Raw genomic sequence first — 18,047 nt, forward strand, 5'->3', positions numbered from 1 at the left:
ATGACAGGAGATCCTGATGACCCAATTGCGCGAGATCAGCTTTGCAGAACCCGACCTTGATGCGCTGGCCGGATGCGAGGGGCGCGTTGCCGTGTTCGTCAACGCGGCCGGCCAGCTTGGCAAGGGGGCGCGGCGCATCAACCGGCTGACCCGCGGGGCGCTGGCGCGACTGATCGAGGATGACAGCTGGGGCAAGGCCGCTGCGGGCAGCGTGACCAGCCTGCGTTTTCCGTCGGGCATGGCGGCGCTGGCAATCGACGTGGTCAAGATCGAGCGCCGCCCGGAGGTGATCGAGGCGCGCAAGGCGGGCGCGGCGCTGGCGATTGCGGTGGGGGCATCGGGTGTGACGCTGGTGGGTGACACGCAGGGGCAGCTGCCGCAGGTGGCGCTTGGGCTGGCGCTGCGCGGTTATGCCTTCACCGATCACAAGAGCGACAAGGGCAGGGCGCCGGCACCGGCCTTGGTGCTGTGTTCCAAGCCCGGCGACATGCAGGCGGCCACCGCGCCGCTGTTGGCGGTTGCCTCGGGCGTGCTGTTCACCCGCGATCTGGTGAACGAGCCGTCCAACGTGCTGACCACCACCGAATTCGCCGCCCGCCTCGAGGCGCTGCGCGAGATCGGTGTCGAGGTCGAGGTGCTGGACGAGCCGCGATTGGCCGAGCTGGGCATGGGCGCGCTGCTCGCCGTGGGGCAGGGGTCGGCCTCGCCGACCAAGGTGGTGGTGATGCGCTGGCGCGGATCGGACGATGCGCCGCTGGCGCTGATCGGCAAGGGCGTGGTGTTCGACACCGGGGGTATCTCGCTCAAGCCGGCGTCGGGCATGGAAGACATGACCATGGACATGGGCGGCGCGGGCACCGTGGCCGGCGTGATGAAGGCGCTGGCGCTGCGCAAGGCGCGCGCCCATGTGGTCGGCGTGGTTGGCATCGTCGAGAACATGCCCTCGGGCACCGCGACCCGTCCGGGCGATGTGGTGCGCTCGATGAAGGGCGACACCATCGAGGTCATCAACACCGACGCCGAGGGCCGCCTCGTGCTGGCCGATGTGCTGTGGTACGCGCAGGAACATCTGGCCCCTGCCGCGATGGTCGATCTGGCAACCCTGACCGGGGCCTGCATCGTCGCGCTGGGGCATGAGAACGCAGCGGTCTTCGCCAATCAGGATGGCTTTGCCAATGGTTTCCTGCGCGCCGCCGAGGCCGAGGGCGAGGGGGCATGGCGGATGCCGATGGGCAAGGCCTATGACGCGCTGATGGATTCGGCGATTGCCGACATGAAGAATTCCTTCGGGCGTCCGGCGGGCTCGATCACCGCGGCGCAGTTCCTGCGGCGCTTTGTGCGCGAAGACATGCCGTGGGTGCATCTGGATATCGCCGGGGTGGCGTCGCGCAAGACGCCGTCGGATCTGGCGCCCAAGGGCGCGACGGGCTGGGGCGTTCTGGCGCTTGACCGGCTGGTGCGCGACCGGTTCGAGGCCCCTGCGCCGACGGCCGAAGCGCCTGATGACGGGCAAGATCCGGCATGATCCATCCGAAGACGCGGCGGGATGGGGGCCGGGCCTGATGGGCGCTGCGATGTTCTATCATCTGACCCAGCGCCCGCTAGAGGCAACGCTGCCGGTGCTGCTTGAACGCTCGCTGGCGGCGGGCTGGCGGGTGGCGGTGCGCGGCGTCGATCCGGGCCGGATCGACTGGCTGGATCAGAAGCTGTGGCTGGGCGCTGAGGACGGGTTCTTGCCGCATGGGGTTGCGGGCGGGCCGCATGATGCGTTGCAGCCGGTGTTGCTGACGGTGCAGAGCGCACTGCCCAACGATCCCGCCTGCCTGATGTCGGTGGACGGCGCCGAGGTGTCGGCGGAAGAGGTCGCGGCGATGGAGCGGGTCTGCGTGCTGTTCGACGGGTTCGATGAGCGGGCGCTGGACCGGGCACGGGCTCAGTGGCGGGCGCTGAAATCGGCCGGGTGCAAGGCGCAGTACTGGTCCGAGGAATCGGGGCGCTGGGAGAAGAAGGCCGAGACCTGAGCCTGTGGCGGGCGCCGAGGGGGGCCAGCCCCCCGCCTGCGGCTCCCCCCGGAGTTTACCGGGCAAGATGAAGGGCGGGCGCGGCGCCCCTTTGTGAGATGAAGACGGGGTTTGCGGCCCCTTGAGACGACGGAGCGCGGGTATGACGGAGTGGCAGGTGACAACGAGCCATTGGGGCGCCTTTGAAGCGCGGGTCGAGGACGGGCGGATGGTGGCGACGCGGCCCTTTGCCGCCGATCCCTCGCCCACACGCATCCCCGAGGCAGTGCCGGCGGCGGTGCATCACCGGTTGCGGGTGGCGCGCCCTTCGGTGCGGCGCGGCTGGCTGACGTCGCGCGAGCGGGCCGGGCGAGGCAGCGACGAATTCGTCGAATTGCCATGGGACGAGGCGCTGGACATTGCGGCAGCCGAGATCGGGCGCATCCGCGCAGAGCATGGCAACGAGGCGATCTATGGCGGCTCTTACGGCTGGAGTTCTGCCGGGCGGTTTCACCATGCGCAAAGTCAGGTGCACCGGTTTCTCAACAGCATCGGCGGCTATGTGGCATCGTTCGGCAGCTATTCCACCGGCTGCGCCCAATCGATCATGCCGCATGTCTTTGGCATCGATTTTCTGTCGTTTCTGTACAGCCATCAGGATGGCTGGAAGACCATTTGCGATCACACCGAGACGCTGGTGATGTTTGGCGGCGTCAATCAGAAGAACGCGCAGGTCAGCATGGGCGGCGTGACCGAGCATGAGACCGAAGGCTGGTTCGGGCGCTTTGCCGACAAGGGGATGGTGCGGGTGAACGTCGGGCCTCAGCGCGGGGATGCGCCCGAGGGCTGTGACTGGCTGCCGGTGCGGCCCGGCTCGGACACGGCGCTGATGCTGGGGCTGGCCTATGTGCTGGAAACCGAAGATCTGGCTGATCGCGATTTTCTGGCGCGCTGCTGCGAGGGTTACGAGCGGTTCCGCCCCTATCTGCTGGGCAAGAGTGATGGGGTGGCAAAATCGCCGGACTGGGCGTCAGAGCTTTGCGGGGTTGCGCCGGGGGCCATCGTTGCGCTGGCCCGGCGCATGGCATCGACCCGGTGTTTCATCACCGTGGCATGGTCTTTGCAGCGCGGCGAGCGCGGCGAGCAGCCTTACTGGATGTCCGCCGTTCTGGCGGCGATGCTGGGACAGATGGGGCTTCCGGGCGGTGGCGTCGGCTATGGCTACGGTGCGATTGGCGGTGTTGGCAAAACCATGCGCCCGGTTGGCGGCATGACCTTGCCGCAGGGCATCAACCCTGTGCGCCGGGCGATTCCGGTGGCGCGGGTTGCCGACATGCTACGCCAGCCCGGCGGCCTTTATCAGTTCAACGGTCGGAACGAGACCTATCCCGATATCCGGCTGATCTGCTGGGCGGGGGGCAACCCGTATCATCACCATCAGGATCTCAACGCCCTGCACGAGGCGTGGAAGACCCCGGAGACGATCATCGTCAACGAGCCGTGGTGGACCGCCACCGCCAAACGGGCCGACATCGTCTTTCCCGCCACCACGCCTTTTGAGCGCGACGATATCGGTCGTTCGAGCATGGATGACTACCTGTTCCACATGCCCGCGCTGGTGCCGCCGCAAGGCGAGGCGCGCGACGATTACGACATCTACGCCGGGTTGGCCGAGCGGCTGGGAGCGGGCGCGGATTTCACCGAGGGGCGCAGCGCGGCCGAGTGGATCGCGCATCTGTATGAGGGGTTTCGCGCCGGGGCGGGCGATCTCGATCTGCCGGATCTGGACAGTTTGCGCGCGCGCAACTGGATGCGTCTGCCGATCCGCGAGGATGGCGCGCCGCGCAGCCTGTTCCGCGAGTTCCGCGAAGACCCCGAGGCGCATCCGCTTGGCACGCCCTCGGGGCGGATCGAGATCTTTTCGCAGACCATCGACAGTTTTGGCTATGACGATTGTCCGGGCCATCCGACATGGCTGCCGCCCGCCGAATGGCTGGGCGCCGCGACGGCGGAGGCGCCCTTGCATATGGTCTCGCCCCAGCCCGGCGACAAGTTGCACAGCCAGCTTGAGGCGGCGCTGGCCGATCTCCCCGGGGCGCGCCCCGAAACGCTGCTGATCCATCCCGAGGATGCCGCCGCGCGCGGCATTGCCACAGGCGATCTGCTGCGGGTGCACAACGCGCGCGGCAGCGTCCGGGCCCGCGCCCGGGTCACCGACGATATCCTGAGTGGAGTCGTGGCGCTGCCCACCGGTGCGTGGTACGGCGATCCGGGCGGGCAGATCGACCCGAATGGCAACCCCAACGTGCTGACGCGCGATGTGGGCACCTCTCGGCTTGCGCAGGGGTGCAGCGCCCACAGCGCGCTGGTCGAGGTGTCGCGGCTCTGACTCGGTCAGAGCGGGATCTGCGCGATCATCCGTTCCATGGCGCGCACCCTGTCGCCGATGTCGGGCACATCGCGCGGCTCGCCCCGCAGCAGCGCGGCGTAGCCCTTATGATCCTCGTTGGCGGCGGCGGTGAAATTGGGCCGCCAGCAAAGCGTGTCACAGGCCGGGTCCAGCACCGCGCCGGGATCGTCGGCCTTGAACGGCGGGTCGCGATACAGCGCCACGTCGATGATATTGTCGACATGCAGGCGGGTGTGATCGCCCATGATGCGGATTTCCTCCATCGGGGTGCCGCGCGATTGCACCGTGCCCATGACGAAATTGCCGATCTTGCCCTGCGGCGTGGTGAAATTCAGGTGCAACAATAGCTTGCCCGGCGCCGGGGGGACCGAGCGCACCGTCATGTCGCCGAAATCCTCGCCCGCGAACCATGGGATCAGATCCATGTAATGCAGGCAGTGATGCAGGACGAATCCGGTGTAATCGGGCTGTCCCTCGAAATAGCCCGGCGCGGTCATCCGCTCGCCGGAACGGTTCCAAGCGAGATCGGCTCGCCGTAGCCCACCTGCGCCAGCGCGCGCATCACCGCGGGCCAGTCGATATGGCCGGTGCCGGAATGGCTGCGGTGGTTTACGTTGGCCTGAAAATGCGCGATGCGATCCTCGGCAAGGCGGATGGCATCGGGGATCGAACGATCCTCCATGGTCATGTGGAACGTATCGAGCATCAGCTTGAAGGCGGGGTTGTTCACCGCATCCGCCACCTCGCAGGCCTGCCGCGTGGTGTGGAGGATATCGGGCTCAAAGCGGTTCAGCGCCTCGACCGCCAGCGTCACGCCGGCATCTTGGGCATGGGGGCGACGGCGTGAAAGGCCTCGATGGTGCGGCCCGCCCGCGCCGCGATCTCGTCATCGCTTCGCGGCACCGGGGGAGGGACAGCAAACACCATCGGCTCGCCGTAAAGCGGCCCGCCGACGAATTTGGCGCCCAGCTCTGCGGCGATGTCGACGCAATGGTGCAGGTAATCCTGACCGCCTTGCTGCGCTGCCGCGCCGTCGTCCGAGGCCATCGAGCGCTGCGCGTTCACCCGTACAGCCAACACGGTGAAGATGCCCGCAAGCTAGGTCGCACAATGCCCGCCAAGGGTTAGCGCATAGAGATACTCGTTCCACGAGGTGATGAAGATATAGACGCCGGTGGCGATGATCCCCGGCTGGCACAGCGGCAGCACCACCCGGCGCAGCGCCTGCATCCGGGTGCAGCCATTGGTCATCGCCGCCTCGTCCAGCGAGCGGGGAATGCCGTGCATGTAGCTGACCATCATCCAGATCGAAAACGGGATCGCCACGGTGGAATTGGCGATGATCGGCGCCAGATGGGGGTCGAGCGGCCCCAGCACCCGCATCAGCACGAACAAGGGCAGGATCAGCAGCACCAGCGGGAACATGTTGATCCGCAGGAATTGCAGCATCAGGATACGCTTGCCGCGAAAGTTGAAGCGCGAAAAGCTTTAGGCGGCGGTGCCGCTCGGCGACAGGCCGACCACGAGGGTGCCGCCCGCCACGATGAAGCTGTCCAGAAGGTTGTCGCCAAACCCCACGGTGCGAAACAGGCGGGTGTAAATCTCAAACGTGGCGTTGAGCAGCGACGGGCCTTCAGTGAACAGTGTTTCCTGCGGGCTGAGCGAGGTCAGCGCCATCCACAGATACGGGCCAAGGGTAAAGCACAGGATCGCCAGCATCGGCAGGTCGGCGCTCAGGATGCGGCGGGCGGTGGTGACACGGTGCCGGGCCATCAGCTCACCGCCTTTCCGGTGCGCCGCAGATAGACCACCACGACCCCCATCAGCAGCAGGGCGGTGATCAGCCCCAGCGCCAGCTGCGCCGGGATCGTGGTGCACATCCAGATGATGGTGTGCTTGAGCGAGATCCAGCACACCTCGTCGGCCAGCGCCGCCTTTAAATTGTCGAGCCTGACCCAGGTGAGATCATTGGGCCGGAACAGCACGTAGTCGTGCAGGCTCATCCATGCGGTCTGCAGCATCGGCAAAAAGGCGATGGCCAGAGTCACCAGCGCGGCGGGGGGAGAGCAACGCATAGGGCAGGATCTGGCGGCCCAGAGGGTGGGCGTTTGAGGCATATATCATGGTCGCGTCCGTCATGGGTGCGCGTCGCTTTCGGCATCGGGAAAATGGGGGGCCGGGCTGGGGCGCCCGGCCAAAGGGTCAGTCGTTGAACAGCGCGTCGATCTTTTCGTTCATCTGCACCGGTTCGATGTCGCCGGTCAGCACGCGCTGCATTTCGGTCGGCCAGACGGTGTTGACGAAATCTGCCGTGGCCGAGCTGCTGGGCAGGATGTGGGCAAAGGGCAGGCTGTCGACCGTCGCTTTGACGAAGCGCTGAGGGTGCAGTGTCCAGTTTTTGCTGTCGGCCTTGACCACCGGCAGCTGGCCGGTCGCCTCGTGTAAGATGGTGTTGTTGCCTTCGCTCGACAGGAAGCGGATCCACTTCCATGCTGCCTCGGGGTCTTCGGCATCGGCCATCACTGCAGTGCTTTTATCGCCATAGCTGGTCCACTGGCCGCCGCCGAAGGCAGGCACCGGCGCGGCAGACACCTTGTCGCCAAGCGCGTCGAACTTGGCGACAAGCGCGCCCGTCGGGTTGTCGGCATTGTCGAAATGGTACCAGAAGCGCACCGTGCTGTCGGCCTGCGCCAGCCCGGCGCACAGGCTCAGCGTGGTGGCCAGCGCCGTTGTCAGTCGTCTCATGGGTCTCTCCTCCGTGTTGTCCGCCTCTCCCGTGGCGGTGAATTCAGCCTGTGATCGCGGCAAAGGCCGCGCCGGCGGCGTTGAGGTAGAGCGGCGGCAGCGCCCGCAGCGCTTCGTCCAAGGCGGCGAGGGGTGCGGGTCTCCTCACGCGTGTGCCAATCCCAATAGCGCATCATCTTGCCACGGGTCAGGCCGGGGCCGTCGGCGTGCTGGTGAGAACTTGGCGTTCCGAAATCCGCGCCATAGACGCCGTAGAACAGCGGCCCGCAGGCGGGGCTGGCGCCGCGCAGCATCAGCGCCAGCGCAAGATCAAGGCGCGGGTGCAACAGGCGGCGGATGTGCTGCAGATCGGCGCTTAGCTCGATCGCAAGCCGGGCAGCTGTCGGGTGGGCAGCGCCAGCGGCTCGCCATGGGTCGGGCCATCGTGCGCGAGCCCTCGGTGTTCCTGTTCGACGAACCGCTGAGCACCCTCGATGCCAAGCCGCGGGGTAAGATGCGCACCCAGATCAAACGCCTGCACGCCATGCTGGGCACGACCACCGTCTATTTCACCCATGATCAGACCGAGGCGATGACGCTGGCCGACAAGGTCGTCGTGCTGCAAGCGGGGCGCATCGTGCAGGAAGGCCCGCCGATGGCGCTGTATTCCCGCCCCAACTGCCGCTTTGTCGCGGAATTCATCGGCTCGCCGCAGATGAACATCTTCTCGGGGGTGCTGGATCGCTCGGGCGCGGTGCCGACGCTGCGCATGCAGGGCGCGGCCATCGGGCTGGGCTACGATCCGGCGCGGCTGCATTACTTTGATGCGGGCAGTGGGCGACGGCTCGCGGCGGCCTGACCCGATAAGCCCTTGCAGCGGCAGGTCAAAGCGGCATGATGGGGCGATTCTTTCCCCGGAGATTTGATGAAATTCCTGCATCTTGCCGACCTGCATCTCGACAGCCCGCTGCGGGCACAGGCCGCCCGCAACCCCGAAATGGGTGAGGCCCTGCGCGATGCTTCGCGCCGGGTGCTCTCGGCCATTGTCGAGCGCGCCATCGAGCACCGCGTCGATGCGGTGCTGCTGGCGGGCGACACGTTCGATTCGGGCGTGGCCGATGTGGCAGCGCGGGCGGCGCTGGCCGCGGCAGTGTCGCGGCTTGCAGGGGCGGGGATTCCGGCGGTGCTCATTCAGGGCAACCATGATGCCATGCTCGATCTGGGGCGTTTTGGCCCCATGGCCGGGCTGACCCAGCTGACCCCCGAGGCGCCGTCTGTCGAGATTGGCGAGGCGGTGGTGCATGGCATGGGCTTCACCACGCCGCATATGCGCGAGAGCCTGCTGCCGCGCTATCCCGCGCCGGTGGCGGGCAAATTCAACATCGGGTTGATGCACAGCTCGCTCGACGGCTCGCCGGGGCATGATCCTTATGCGCCCTGCGCGCTGGGCGACCTGCTGGCCCATGGCTATGATTACTGGGCGCTGGGCCACATCCACAAGCGCAGCGAACATCGCGGCGAGCGCAGCCTTGCAGTGATGCCGGGCATTCCGCAGGGCCGCAGCGTGCGCGAGACCGAGGGCGGCTCGGTCACGCTGGTGGAACTCGACCTCGACGGGGTGCGCGCCACGCCGCTGCCGGTGGAGCTGCTGCGCTTTGCCCGGCTGCCGGTGGCGCTGGACGGGTGCGAGGATGCCTCGGCGCGGCTGCATGCGATCCGCACGGCGCTGGGCGCGGCGATGGTGCCGGGGGTGTTGCTGGCGGCGCGGCTCGACCTTGTCGGCAGCGCGTCGGAAATTGGCGATCTGGGCTTTGCCACCGAACAGGCGCGGCAAGAGGCCGCCGAACTGGACGGTGTGTTCATCGAAAAGGTCCGCGCGCAGTTGCGCCAAGGGGCGCAGCCGGACGGCGCGGCGGGCGACATCGCGCAGGCGATGCGCGCCGATGCCGCGACCCCGGGCTTTCGCGACGAGGCCCGCGCGTTGCTGGCCGACTGGCGCAGCGCCCTGCCGCGCGACATTGCCGACCTGCTGGACGAAGACCAGCTCGATGCCCTCATCGATGAGGGCATCGAAACCATGGCATTGCGCCTCGGCGCGGGGAACGAGACATGAGGCTGAATCGGCTTGATCTGATCCGCTACGGGCGGTTCGAAAACCACACGCTTGATTTCGGCGAGGCCGCAGATGGCCCCGACGTGACGCTGGTGTTCGGTCAGAACGAGGCGGGCAAGAGCACCGCCTTTTCCGCATGGCTCGATCTGCTCTACGGCCTGCCGTTGCAACATTCCAACGATTTCCGCTTTTCCCGAAGCGATCTGATGGTGGGCGCGGTGCTGGAAGGGCCCGAAGGGCCGCTGACCCTGCGGCGCACCGGCAAGCGCAAGGGGTCATTGACCGACGATGACGGGCGAGAGGTCGATGAGGGCCGCCTTGCCGCGCTGCTGCACGGGCTGGGGCGCGATGCGTTCCGCACCCGGTTTTCGCTCGATGACGCCACCTTGCGGCGCGGCGGCAAGGAGATCGCCGAGGCGCAGGGCGATCTTGGGCAATTGCTGCATGCCGGGTCTTCGGGCTTGTCGGGGGTTTCCGACATCCTGTCGCAGACCGAAAAAGAGATCGACGATTTCCACAAGAAGGGCCGCAGCAAGAGCACGCTGGCGCTTGGCAAGGCCGAGCTGAAACGCATCGATGCGGCGATGGCCGACGCCCAGCTTGACCCGCGCGAACATGACCGGATGCGGCTGGCGCTGGACGAGGCGCAAACCCGGCTGAGCGCCGCCACCACGGCGCAGGACGAAGCGACCCGGGCGCTGGCCCTGCGCGAGGCTGCCGATGCGCGGCGCGCGCTGGCCCGCCGCATCGCCGAGATCGACACCGCCCTGCAGGCCTATGCCGATGGGCCGGACCTGCGGCCCGACGCCGTTTCTGGCGTGCGCGTTGCGGCGGCGGCGATCCGCTCTGCCCGCGCCGCTCAGGCAGAGGCCACGCAGGAGGGCACCCGCGCAGCCGAGGAGCTGGAAACCCTTCAGCCCGATCCGCAGGGGCTTGAGGTGGCGGCGCTGATTGCGCAGCTCGAGGCGGCGGAATTCGAAGATGGCAAGCCGCTGCTGGGTCGGGTCTACGGCGCGGAAGCCGACGCTGAAAAGCTGGGCGCACGGCTCGAGGAGATCCGCGCCGAGGCGCAGACGCTGGCCGAGCAGATCGCCGGGCCGGGCGCTGAGCCGGCGCAGATTGCGCTGCCACGCACCACACTCGCCAGCTTGCGCGAAACGGCGGATGCCGCCCGCGAGGCGGCGCGCGATCGGGAACGCGCGGTGAAGGCTTTGGCCGAGGCCGAGGCAACGCTGGGCGCAACCGAAGAGATGCCCGATGGCTGGCAACAGCTGGGCGATGCGCTGGATGCGCTGGCCCCGGACCCGGCCGATCTTGCCAACAGCGCCCGGCAGGCGGGCGAGGCGGCGCGCCGGGCCGCGAGCGGTCTGCCGCAAGGCTGGGCCGCGCTGGCGCAAGCGGGCCTGCCCGAACTGGCAGAGCTGCGCGCGGTGGAAAGCGCGGTGCAAGCCAGCGAAGGGGCGCTCGCCGATGCCACGCTGCGGCTTGAGGATACGCGCGAACAGTTGGCCGAGGCCAAGGCCAGCTATGATGCGCAAACGGGTCCGGGCGCGGTGGTCAGCGACGCCGCCATCGCCCAGACCCGCGCCCTGCGCGACACGCTCTGGGCCGATCACCGCGCCGCGCTCAGCCCTGCAACGGCGGACAGCTTCGAAGCGGCGATGCATGAGGACGATGCGGCGCGCCAGCGCCATGGGGAAACGCGCGAGGCGCGGGTGCGGCTCGAAGGCATCGCGGCCACGATCGCCCGTCTGACGGCGCAGCTTGCGCGGCGCGAGGCCGAAGCGCGCAGCGCCGCCGAAGCAGCCCGCAGCGTGGCACAGCAAGCGGATGCAATGGCGGCGCGGCTGGGGCTTGCCGCTGGCACCACGCCCGGCGCCTTTGCCAGCCGCTGCGAAGCCATGCGCGCCGCATCGCTTGCAGCGCTGGAGGCAGAGGCCGCAAGCAAGGCCCATGACGCCGCCAGTGCCGCGCGCGCCGCGGGGCTGGAACAGGTGACATCCGCATGCATAGCCCTTGCCGGACAGCCGCTGAGCCTTGCCGAGGCAGAGCGCCTGCGCGCCGATCTTGAGGCCCGCGCCGCGCGCATCGCGCAGCAGCAAAAGGCGCGTACGCTGGTTGTCGATCAGGCCCGCGCGGCAGAGCAGTTGCAAGCCGCCGAGGCGACGGCGCAGGGCACGTATGACGCGGCGGTCGCGGGGCTGTGGTGCGCCGGGCTGTCGCCGCAAGAGCTGCTCGCGCAACTGGATCGCGCGGCAGAGCTGCGCGAATTGCTCGACGATGAAAAGGACAAGGCGCGCCGCGTCGGGCTGATGCGCCGCGCGCTTCAGGCATTCGAGGCGCGGGCCGGGGATTTGCGGGCGCTGCTGACGCTGCCGCAGGCCAGTCCGGCCGCGCTGATCCGTGCCGGGATCGCGCGCAGGGATGCGGCCGAGCATACCGCGCGCGCCATCGCCGCCGCCGAGGCGGCGCAGCGCACGGCGCAGGTTACGGCGGAGAAAAAGGCCCAGATCATCACGCACTCGCAGGCCGAGATCGCCCGCCTGCTGGCAGGCCAGTCGCTGCCCGAGGGCGGCGATGCCGAAGCGCAGGTCGCGGCGCTAGCCAGCCGCGACGCCCTGCGCACCGAGCGGCGCGAGGCCGCAAGCGCCTATGCCGCACAGGCCGCCGGTCATGATCAGGATCGGCTGGCGCTGGAAGAGGCCGACCCCGACCCGGCCCGCAGCGTGCATCTGGCCGATGCGCTCGAGGCGGCAAAATCCGACCGCGACGCGGCGCTGGTGGCGCAGACCGAAGCGCGCCAGACGCTCAGCGATGCGCTGCGCCGCACCGGGGCGGCCGGGCTGGCGCAGGAGCGCGCCTCGCTGCTGGAAACCCTGCGCGAAGAGGCCCGCCATGCGGTGCTGGCCCGCGTCGGGCTGATGGCGGCGCGCGGGGCGCTGAGCCGTCTGCGCGAGGATCGGCGCGGCCCGATGCTCACCGCCACGCAGGCGGCCTTTGCCACCATGACAGGGGGCGACTGGCCACGGCTGGAAACCCGGCCTGGTGCCAACGGTGAACAGCTTGTCGGTGTGCGCGAGGATCGCAAGGTTGCCGCCGAGGCCATGTCGACCGGCACCCGCGCGCAGCTCTACCTTGCGCTGCGCATCGCCGGGCACGCGGATTTCACCCGCCGCTTTGGCCCGCTGCCGTTTGTCACCGACGATATTCTGGAAACCTTCGACGACGGCCGCGCCGGCGCGGCGCTCGAGTTGACCGCGAGCATGGGGCAGCTTGGTCAGGCGATCATGTTCACCCACCACGCGCATCTGGTGACGCTGGCACAAGAGCGCATTCCGGGGCTGCGGGTGATCTCGCTGGATTAACCCACCGTCGAGCTGCGCACCACAAGGCGCGGCTCGGGGCCGGTCAGGATCGGAGCGCCGCCGGTTTCGATGGCGCCGATCAGCCCGGCGGTGGCGATCTGCGCCACTTCGTCGAGCCGCAGGTTCAGCGCGGTCAGCGGCGGCGTCTCGCTGCGGGCGCGGAAACCGTCATAGCGGGTGGCGACCTTGACGTCGCCGGGCACCGACAATCCGGCCTGTCGCAGCGCCGCCATGGTGCCTGCGGCCATGGCGTCGATCGGGGCCAGCACGCCGTCGATCGGCAGCCCCGCCGTGATGTCTTGCAGGATCGCCGCCGATGCGCCGCGTTCCGCGTCGGCCTCCGGCACCACATGGACCCGTGCCGCCAGCCCGGCTTGCGCCATCATCCGCTCGTAGGTCTGGCGGAAGAACAGGTTCGACTGCCGGGTGCTCTGGCCAAGGATCAGCGGCATGTGGCGGACCCCGGTCTCGAGCAGATGCGAGATCAGCAGCTCTGCCATCCGCCGGAAATCCATCATCACGCCCGGGCCGGGCGCGCCGTCGCGCAGACCGATCACCATGGTCGGGGTGCCGCGTTGGCGCAGACAGGCAAGATTGGCGTCGTCCTCTTCGGGTTCGATCATCAACATGCCGTCGAAGGGCACGCTGGACAGCGCCTTGCTGGCCTCGCGGATCGGCGGAACCAGAACCAGCGCCATGTTGTGTTCCAGCGCGGTCACCGCCGCCGAGGCGGCGATCTCCATCAAAAAGCCCAGCCGGGCGGAGCCCGCAGCCACCGCCGTCGGCATCGAGGAAAACACCGCAATCGTGTTGGTGCGCCCGGTACGCATGCCGCGCGCGGCAAGGTTGGGCACGTAGCCAAGATCGAGAATCGCTCTGTTGATGCGGGCGCGGGTATCCTGATCAACCTTGCGCTTGCCGCTGATCGCGTTCGACACCGTGCCCGGAGAAACCCCGGCCGCACTGGCGACATCTACCACGGTGACCCTGCGCCGGGGCCGTCTCACCTGATCTTCCATATCAAGTCTGCCCGATCGTTGTGCGTGTAGAACCAGTTTACGCATGGATTGCCGCTATGGGCGAACGGAATTGACGTAACGACCTTATAAAACGATTTTCATCGTAAACGGCGCCATCGTCAGGCAATGCAATCGTTTTGCCCGGCCCGCAGAGAACGATCCGGCCCTGCGCTTGGCACTGTTCGATTGCGGTGGTTTCGAGTTGGCAACGCCGGTCTCGAACAGGTGCAATCGGCCCGGCGGCGGTCTTCTCCGGGCAACACGGCGCATCACGCTGGCGCGATGTCCATCGATGGAGGGGTTCCACAACCCCGGTTTCCATGCGCATCGTGCCACGGCAGAAAAGGTGTTACGGCCGTGAGCGAACCGCCCGATCATATTCCCTCGCAAAGGGACAAGCGCCGCAGATCGCCAGCCAGAGCGCGCGCGCTGCTGCCATTGCTGTCCTTCGTCTTTGTGCTTGGGCTGTGGTGCGCCGTCGCCACCTCTGGCGTGGTGCGCGAGATCATCTTTCCGGCGCCGTGGTCGGTCTGGTCCGCCACGGTCGAGATGTGGCGCAACGGCACCTTGCAAAAGGATCTGGCGGCTTCGCTGAGCCGGGCTGCGGTGGGCTATGGTCTCGGCGCGGCGCTTGGGGTGGCGATGGGCGTGCTGAGCGGGCGCATCGCGCCGGTGCGGGTGCTGCTGGGCCCGTTCCTGAGCCTGCTGCGCCCGATCCCGGCGATCGCACTGGTGCCGGTTGCCATCGTCTGGTTCGGCATCGGCGAGGGGGCGAAGTATTTCGTCGTCAGCTACACGGTGTTCCTGACGGTCTGGTTCAACACCCATCAGGGCATGGCCTATGTGCCGCAGGTCTGGCTGCGCGCGGCGCGCAGCCTTGGTGCATCGCGCCTGCGCGAGCTGTGCACCGTGGTGTTGCCGGCCGCTGCGCCGCATATTCTTGCGGGGCTGCGGCTGGGGGTGGCGCTGGCCTTTCTCAGCCTTGTCGCGGCAGAGCTGTCGGGGGCGTCATCCGGGCTTGGCTTTCGCTTGCAGGAGGCGCGGCAATACGTGCGCACCGACCGGATGTTCGCGCTGCTGATCATTCTGGGGCTGCTCGGGGCGCTGGCCGATCAGGCGGTGGCGTGGCTTGGGCGCAAGCTCGTGCATTGGGAGCGGGCGTGATGCCGACAGGCCGGGTCAGGATCGACAATCTGACGCTGCGCCATGACGGCGACGCGGGGCGCAGCGACGCGCTGACCGGCTGTTCGCTAACACTGGCGCCGGGCAGTTTCACCGCGCTTGTCGGCCCGTCGGGCTGTGGCAAATCCTCGTTGGTAAGCGCGATCGCCGGGTTTCTCGCCCCCGTCGACGGGCGCATCACGCTTGACGGGCGGCGCATCACGGGGCCGTCCCCCGAGGTGGGCGTGATCTTTCAGCAATACGCGCTGTTCCCGTGGTTCACCGCGCTGAACAACGTGCGCTACGGGCTGCGGCAATTCGCGCTGCCCCGGCGCGAAGAGCGCGAGCGCGCGCAGGCGGCGCTGGCCGAGGTCGGGCTGGAAGCCGATGCCGACAAGTACCCCGAACAATTGTCCGGCGGCATGCAGCAGCGCGTGGCCATTGCGCGCACCTTTGCCACCGACCCGCGTGTGCTGCTGATGGACGAACCCTTTGGCGCGCTCGACGCGCAGACCCGGGCGCAGATGCAGGATCTGCTGCTGGATGTCTGGCACAAGCACCGCGCCACGGTGCTGCTGGTGACCCACGATGTTGACGAGGCGCTGCGGCTCGCCGACGATGTCCATGTCATGAGCCGGGGGCCGGGGCGGCTGATCCGCCATTATGCGCTGAGCCAGCCGCGGCCGCGGACGCTGTCGCACTCCGGTGATGCGCTGTTGCAGGTGCGTGACGAAATCTTCGCGCTGCTGCGCCAGCAAACCGACCGTCCCGCAGACCTTTCCACGTAAAGGATCGCCGATGACCCGCCTTGCCCTGACCGCCCTTGCCGCGCTGCTTCCAGCGCTCGCCCATGGCGAGCCGCTGGTTCTGGCATGGAGCCCCAATCCACATACCCCGCAGATCGATGTCGCCCTGCAAAAGGGCTATTTTGACGCCGCCGGGCTCGAGATCGAGCTGGTCTCTTTTCCTACCGGCCGCGCCGGGTTCGAGGCGCTGACCGGCGGGCAGGTCGATGTGACCTTCATGGCAGAATTTCCCGCCGCCATCGGGGCGCTGGTCGGGCAGGAGTTTTCGGTGATCGGCGATCTGGCACGGTTTACCGGCAGCCGGGTGATCCTGAATGGCGCCACGGTTCTGCGCGGGGGCGGGGGCAGGGCCGCCCTCCCGGAGGATCTCGCCGGTAGGCGCATCGGCACCACCATCGGCACCAATGTGGATTACGCGCTGGACCGTCTGCTGCATCAGGCCGGGGTCGAGGCCGAGGTGGTCAGCGCCGCGCCCTCGGATCTGGTTCCGGCGCTGGCGCGGGGCGATCTTGATGCCATCATGGCGTTTCCGTCCTTCTACAGCGCTGCGCGCGACAGGCTTGGCGCGGATTACGCCGAACTGCGCCTGCGCGGCTATGCGGCCCATTTCATCCTTGCCGCCGGGCCGGGGATGACCGGCGCGCGGGCGGACGAGCTTGATGCCTTTATGGCGGCGCTGGTCCGGGCCGATGCCGATGTGCGCGCCGACCCTGACGCGGCGATGGCCGCGGTCAGCGCGTCGATGCAGGGGGCAATCACCCCCGAAGCGCTGGCGACGATCTGGCAGGACGTCGATGTCGGGCTGAGGCTGGGCAGCGATCTGGTCGAGCTGCTGGTGTCCGAGGCGGACTGGATCACGGTGCAAGGCGTCATCAAGGCCGAGCCGCTGAGCTTTGACGAGATGCTCGGGGTGATCGATGCCGGGCCGCTGCGCCGGGCCGCGCCCGAGGCGGTCGATCTGCCCTGATCAGCCGGTGCGAAAGCCGATGGCCGCCGCCGCCAGATGCGCCGAAGCGCTGACCCCGTCGATCAGCGGCACGGCGCAGCGCGCCGACAGGGCGCCCGTCAGCGGTGCCATCCCGGCGCAGCCCAGCACCACAGCCCCGGCGCCATCGGCTTGCGCAAGGGCGATCTCGTCGGCCAGTCGCGTCAGCACCGGCGCGCCGCCCGCCTCGATCTGCAACACCGGCAGCCCCGACGCCCGCACCGAGGCGCAATTGCCCGCATAGCCGCCGTGTGCGATATTCTCTTCGATCACCGGGATTGATACTGCCAGCGACGTGACCACCGAGAATTTCCGCCCCAGAAGCCCCGCCATCACATAGGCAGACTGCCCGATGCCCAGCACCGGAAACGGCACCATCGCCTGCGCCTGCGCCAGCCCGGTGTCGTCGAAACAGGCGATCACCGCCGCATCGGCGCGGCACTCTGCCAGCAGCGCCAGCATCCCCGGCACGGCGGCATCGCCATCCTCTGGCCCCTCGATGGCGGGCGGCCCGGCGAGGTTGGTCAGCCCGTCGATCTGCGCCCCCGGCAGCGCGGCGCGGGCGGCGGCGACAATGCCATCGGTCATCGCCTGCGTGGCGTTGGGATTGATGTAGACGATGCGCATCACACACCCTTGCCAGCGTCAGACCCCATCCGCGCCCGGCGCTTGCCAAGGGCCCAGACGGTGGCAAGGAACACCCCGATGATGGCCAGCGAAAACAGCGTCGTCAGCGTGCCAAGCGCATAGATCACCGGGGTGGTGACATTGGTGGTCATCCCGAAAATTTCGAGCGGCAGGGTGTTGTAGCTGCCCGAGGTCAGCAGGGTGCGGGCAAATTCGTCATAGCTGAGGGTAAAGCCAAACAGCGCAACCCCGATCAGCGACGGCGCGATGATCGGCAGCACCACGTATTGAATGGTCTGCCAGGCGCTCGCGCCCTGATCGCGGGCGGCTTCTTCGTAGCTGCGGTCAAAGCGGTTGAACACGGCGAACATGATCAGCAGGCCAAAGGGCAGGGTCCATGTCAGCTGCGAGCCGAAACCCGAGGTTGCCCAATGCACCTTCAGCCCCAGTTGCTGAAAGATCAGCCCGACGCCCAGCGAGATCAGGATCGACGGGATCACCAGCGACGTGATCGCCAGATAGAACAGCACCGCCGAGCCAGCAAAGCGCTTGCGAAACGCCAGCCCCGCCATCACCGACACCACCACCGTGGTGACCATGACCATCAGCCCCAGCGCGAGGCTGCGCCGGAAGGCGCCCCAGATATCGCCCACGGCCTGCTGCTCGAACAGATCGGCGAACCAGTGCAGCGACACCCCGTTCATCGGAAAGGTCAGCCCACCTTGCGGCCCCTGAAAGCTCAGGATGCCGATGGTCACCGTCGGGCCATAAAGAAACAGCACGAACAGCACGAAGATGGCCGCCAGCACATAGAAACTGCGGGGACGTTGCTCCATC

19 protein-coding genes and 1 pseudogene are annotated in these 18,047 nt (G+C 68.0%); 10 read left to right on the forward strand and 10 right to left on the reverse strand.

Features of this window, described 5'->3' with window-relative positions; translation table 11 throughout:
• The first annotated feature begins 16 nt into the window (after positions 1–16).
• The 3 genes from Q4543_RS14325 (at position 17) to Q4543_RS14335 (ending at position 4,389) form a co-directional block, all read left to right on the forward strand.
• Positions 17–1,525, forward strand: a complete 1,509-nt coding sequence (locus tag Q4543_RS14325; RefSeq protein ID WP_303439170.1) for a leucyl aminopeptidase — start codon at positions 17–19, stop codon at positions 1,523–1,525.
• 37 nt (positions 1,526–1,562) lie between these two features.
• Entirely contained in the window at positions 1,563–2,021 is a 459-nt protein-coding gene (locus Q4543_RS14330; RefSeq protein WP_216005564.1) for a DNA polymerase III subunit chi, read from the forward strand.
• A gap of 142 nt (positions 2,022–2,163) precedes the next feature.
• Complete coding sequence (locus tag Q4543_RS14335) at positions 2,164–4,389, forward strand: molybdopterin-dependent oxidoreductase (RefSeq protein WP_303439172.1); 2,226 nt, start codon at positions 2,164–2,166, stop codon at positions 4,387–4,389.
• Positions 4,390–4,394: 5 nt separating this feature from the next.
• On the opposite strand, the gene Q4543_RS14340 is transcribed toward Q4543_RS14335, so the two are convergent.
• The 7 genes and pseudogenes from Q4543_RS14340 to Q4543_RS14370 form a co-directional block, all read right to left on the reverse strand.
• On the reverse strand, positions 4,395–4,907 hold the full coding sequence (locus Q4543_RS14340; RefSeq protein WP_303439174.1) for a hypothetical protein: 513 nt from the start codon (positions 4,905–4,907) through the stop codon (positions 4,395–4,397).
• The gene (locus Q4543_RS14345; RefSeq protein WP_303439177.1) at positions 4,904–5,224 is read right to left on the reverse strand and encodes a sugar phosphate isomerase/epimerase; all 321 of its coding nucleotides are present in this window, start codon (positions 5,222–5,224) and stop codon (positions 4,904–4,906) included. Before Q4543_RS14345 ends, Q4543_RS14340 begins: the two co-directional genes overlap by 4 nt.
• On the reverse strand, positions 5,221–5,490 hold the full coding sequence (locus Q4543_RS14350; RefSeq protein ID WP_303439179.1) for a hypothetical protein: 270 nt from the start codon (positions 5,488–5,490) through the stop codon (positions 5,221–5,223). The genes Q4543_RS14345 and Q4543_RS14350 overlap by 4 nt, the downstream gene beginning before the upstream one ends.
• Positions 5,491–5,508: 18 nt before the next feature.
• A pseudogene (locus Q4543_RS14355) lies at positions 5,509–5,877 on the reverse strand (carbohydrate ABC transporter permease); the annotation flags it as partial.
• Positions 5,878–5,898: 21 nt separating this feature from the next.
• Entirely contained in the window at positions 5,899–6,183 is a 285-nt protein-coding gene (locus Q4543_RS14360; RefSeq protein WP_303439181.1) for a hypothetical protein, read from the reverse strand.
• Positions 6,183–6,485, reverse strand: coding sequence for a hypothetical protein (locus Q4543_RS14365; RefSeq protein ID WP_303439183.1), 303 nt, complete (start codon positions 6,483–6,485; stop codon positions 6,183–6,185). Before Q4543_RS14365 ends, Q4543_RS14360 begins: the two co-directional genes overlap by 1 nt.
• A 127-nt stretch (positions 6,486–6,612) precedes the next feature.
• On the reverse strand, positions 6,613–7,155 hold the full coding sequence (locus Q4543_RS14370) for an extracellular solute-binding protein (protein WP_303439185.1): 543 nt from the start codon (positions 7,153–7,155) through the stop codon (positions 6,613–6,615).
• A 206-nt stretch (positions 7,156–7,361) separates the two neighbouring features.
• Here Q4543_RS14370 and Q4543_RS14375 point away from each other — a divergent pair, with 206 nt between their 5' ends.
• From Q4543_RS14375 to Q4543_RS14390, 4 genes are all read left to right on the forward strand, one after another.
• A complete protein-coding gene (locus Q4543_RS14375; RefSeq protein WP_303439227.1) occupies positions 7,362–7,514 on the forward strand; it encodes a hypothetical protein in 153 nt (50 codons plus the stop codon).
• 50 nt (positions 7,515–7,564) lie between these two features.
• Entirely contained in the window at positions 7,565–7,993 is a 429-nt protein-coding gene (locus tag Q4543_RS14380; protein WP_303439229.1) for a hypothetical protein, read from the forward strand.
• 66 nt (positions 7,994–8,059) lie between these two features.
• A complete protein-coding gene (locus Q4543_RS14385) occupies positions 8,060–9,247 on the forward strand; it encodes a DNA repair exonuclease (RefSeq protein ID WP_303439186.1) in 1,188 nt (395 codons plus the stop codon).
• The gene (locus Q4543_RS14390; protein ID WP_303439188.1) at positions 9,244–12,612 is read left to right on the forward strand and encodes an AAA family ATPase; all 3,369 of its coding nucleotides are present in this window, start codon (positions 9,244–9,246) and stop codon (positions 12,610–12,612) included. Before Q4543_RS14385 ends, Q4543_RS14390 begins: the two co-directional genes overlap by 4 nt.
• Here the strand turns inward: Q4543_RS14390 and Q4543_RS14395 are convergent.
• Positions 12,609–13,619: a substrate-binding domain-containing protein gene (locus tag Q4543_RS14395; protein WP_303439190.1), complete on the reverse strand. Its 1,011-nt coding sequence runs from the start codon at positions 13,617–13,619 to the stop codon at positions 12,609–12,611. The two genes, Q4543_RS14390 and Q4543_RS14395, sit on opposite strands and share 4 nt — an antisense overlap.
• 369 nt (positions 13,620–13,988) lie before the next feature.
• On the opposite strand from Q4543_RS14395, the gene Q4543_RS14400 reads away from it, so the two are divergent.
• Genes Q4543_RS14400 through Q4543_RS14410 form a run of 3 tightly spaced genes read left to right on the forward strand, consistent with a single transcriptional unit; the run spans position 13,989 to position 16,565 of the window.
• A complete protein-coding gene (locus Q4543_RS14400; RefSeq protein WP_303439192.1) occupies positions 13,989–14,795 on the forward strand; it encodes an ABC transporter permease in 807 nt (268 codons plus the stop codon).
• Positions 14,795–15,580 carry an ABC transporter ATP-binding protein gene (locus Q4543_RS14405; protein WP_303439193.1) on the forward strand — a complete coding sequence of 262 codons (786 nt, stop codon included), beginning with the start codon at positions 14,795–14,797 and terminating at the stop codon, positions 15,578–15,580. The genes Q4543_RS14400 and Q4543_RS14405 overlap by 1 nt, the downstream gene beginning before the upstream one ends.
• 10 nt (positions 15,581–15,590) lie before the next feature.
• The gene (locus Q4543_RS14410; RefSeq protein WP_303439195.1) at positions 15,591–16,565 is read left to right on the forward strand and encodes an ABC transporter substrate-binding protein; all 975 of its coding nucleotides are present in this window, start codon (positions 15,591–15,593) and stop codon (positions 16,563–16,565) included.
• Here Q4543_RS14410 and Q4543_RS14415 read toward each other — a convergent pair whose 3' ends face one another.
• Both Q4543_RS14415 and Q4543_RS14420 read right to left on the reverse strand, forming a co-directional pair.
• Positions 16,566–17,210, reverse strand: coding sequence for an aspartate/glutamate racemase family protein (locus Q4543_RS14415; protein ID WP_303439197.1), 645 nt, complete (start codon positions 17,208–17,210; stop codon positions 16,566–16,568).
• Positions 17,210–18,046 (reverse strand): ABC transporter permease, encoded by an 837-nt coding sequence (locus Q4543_RS14420; protein WP_303439199.1) that lies wholly within the window; start codon positions 18,044–18,046, stop codon positions 17,210–17,212. The genes Q4543_RS14415 and Q4543_RS14420 overlap by 1 nt, the downstream gene beginning before the upstream one ends.
• Position 18,047 lies beyond the last annotated feature (1 nt).

The organism is Salipiger sp. 1_MG-2023 (genome assembly GCF_030547555.1).
Taxonomy (GTDB): domain Bacteria; phylum Pseudomonadota; class Alphaproteobacteria; order Rhodobacterales; family Rhodobacteraceae; genus Salipiger.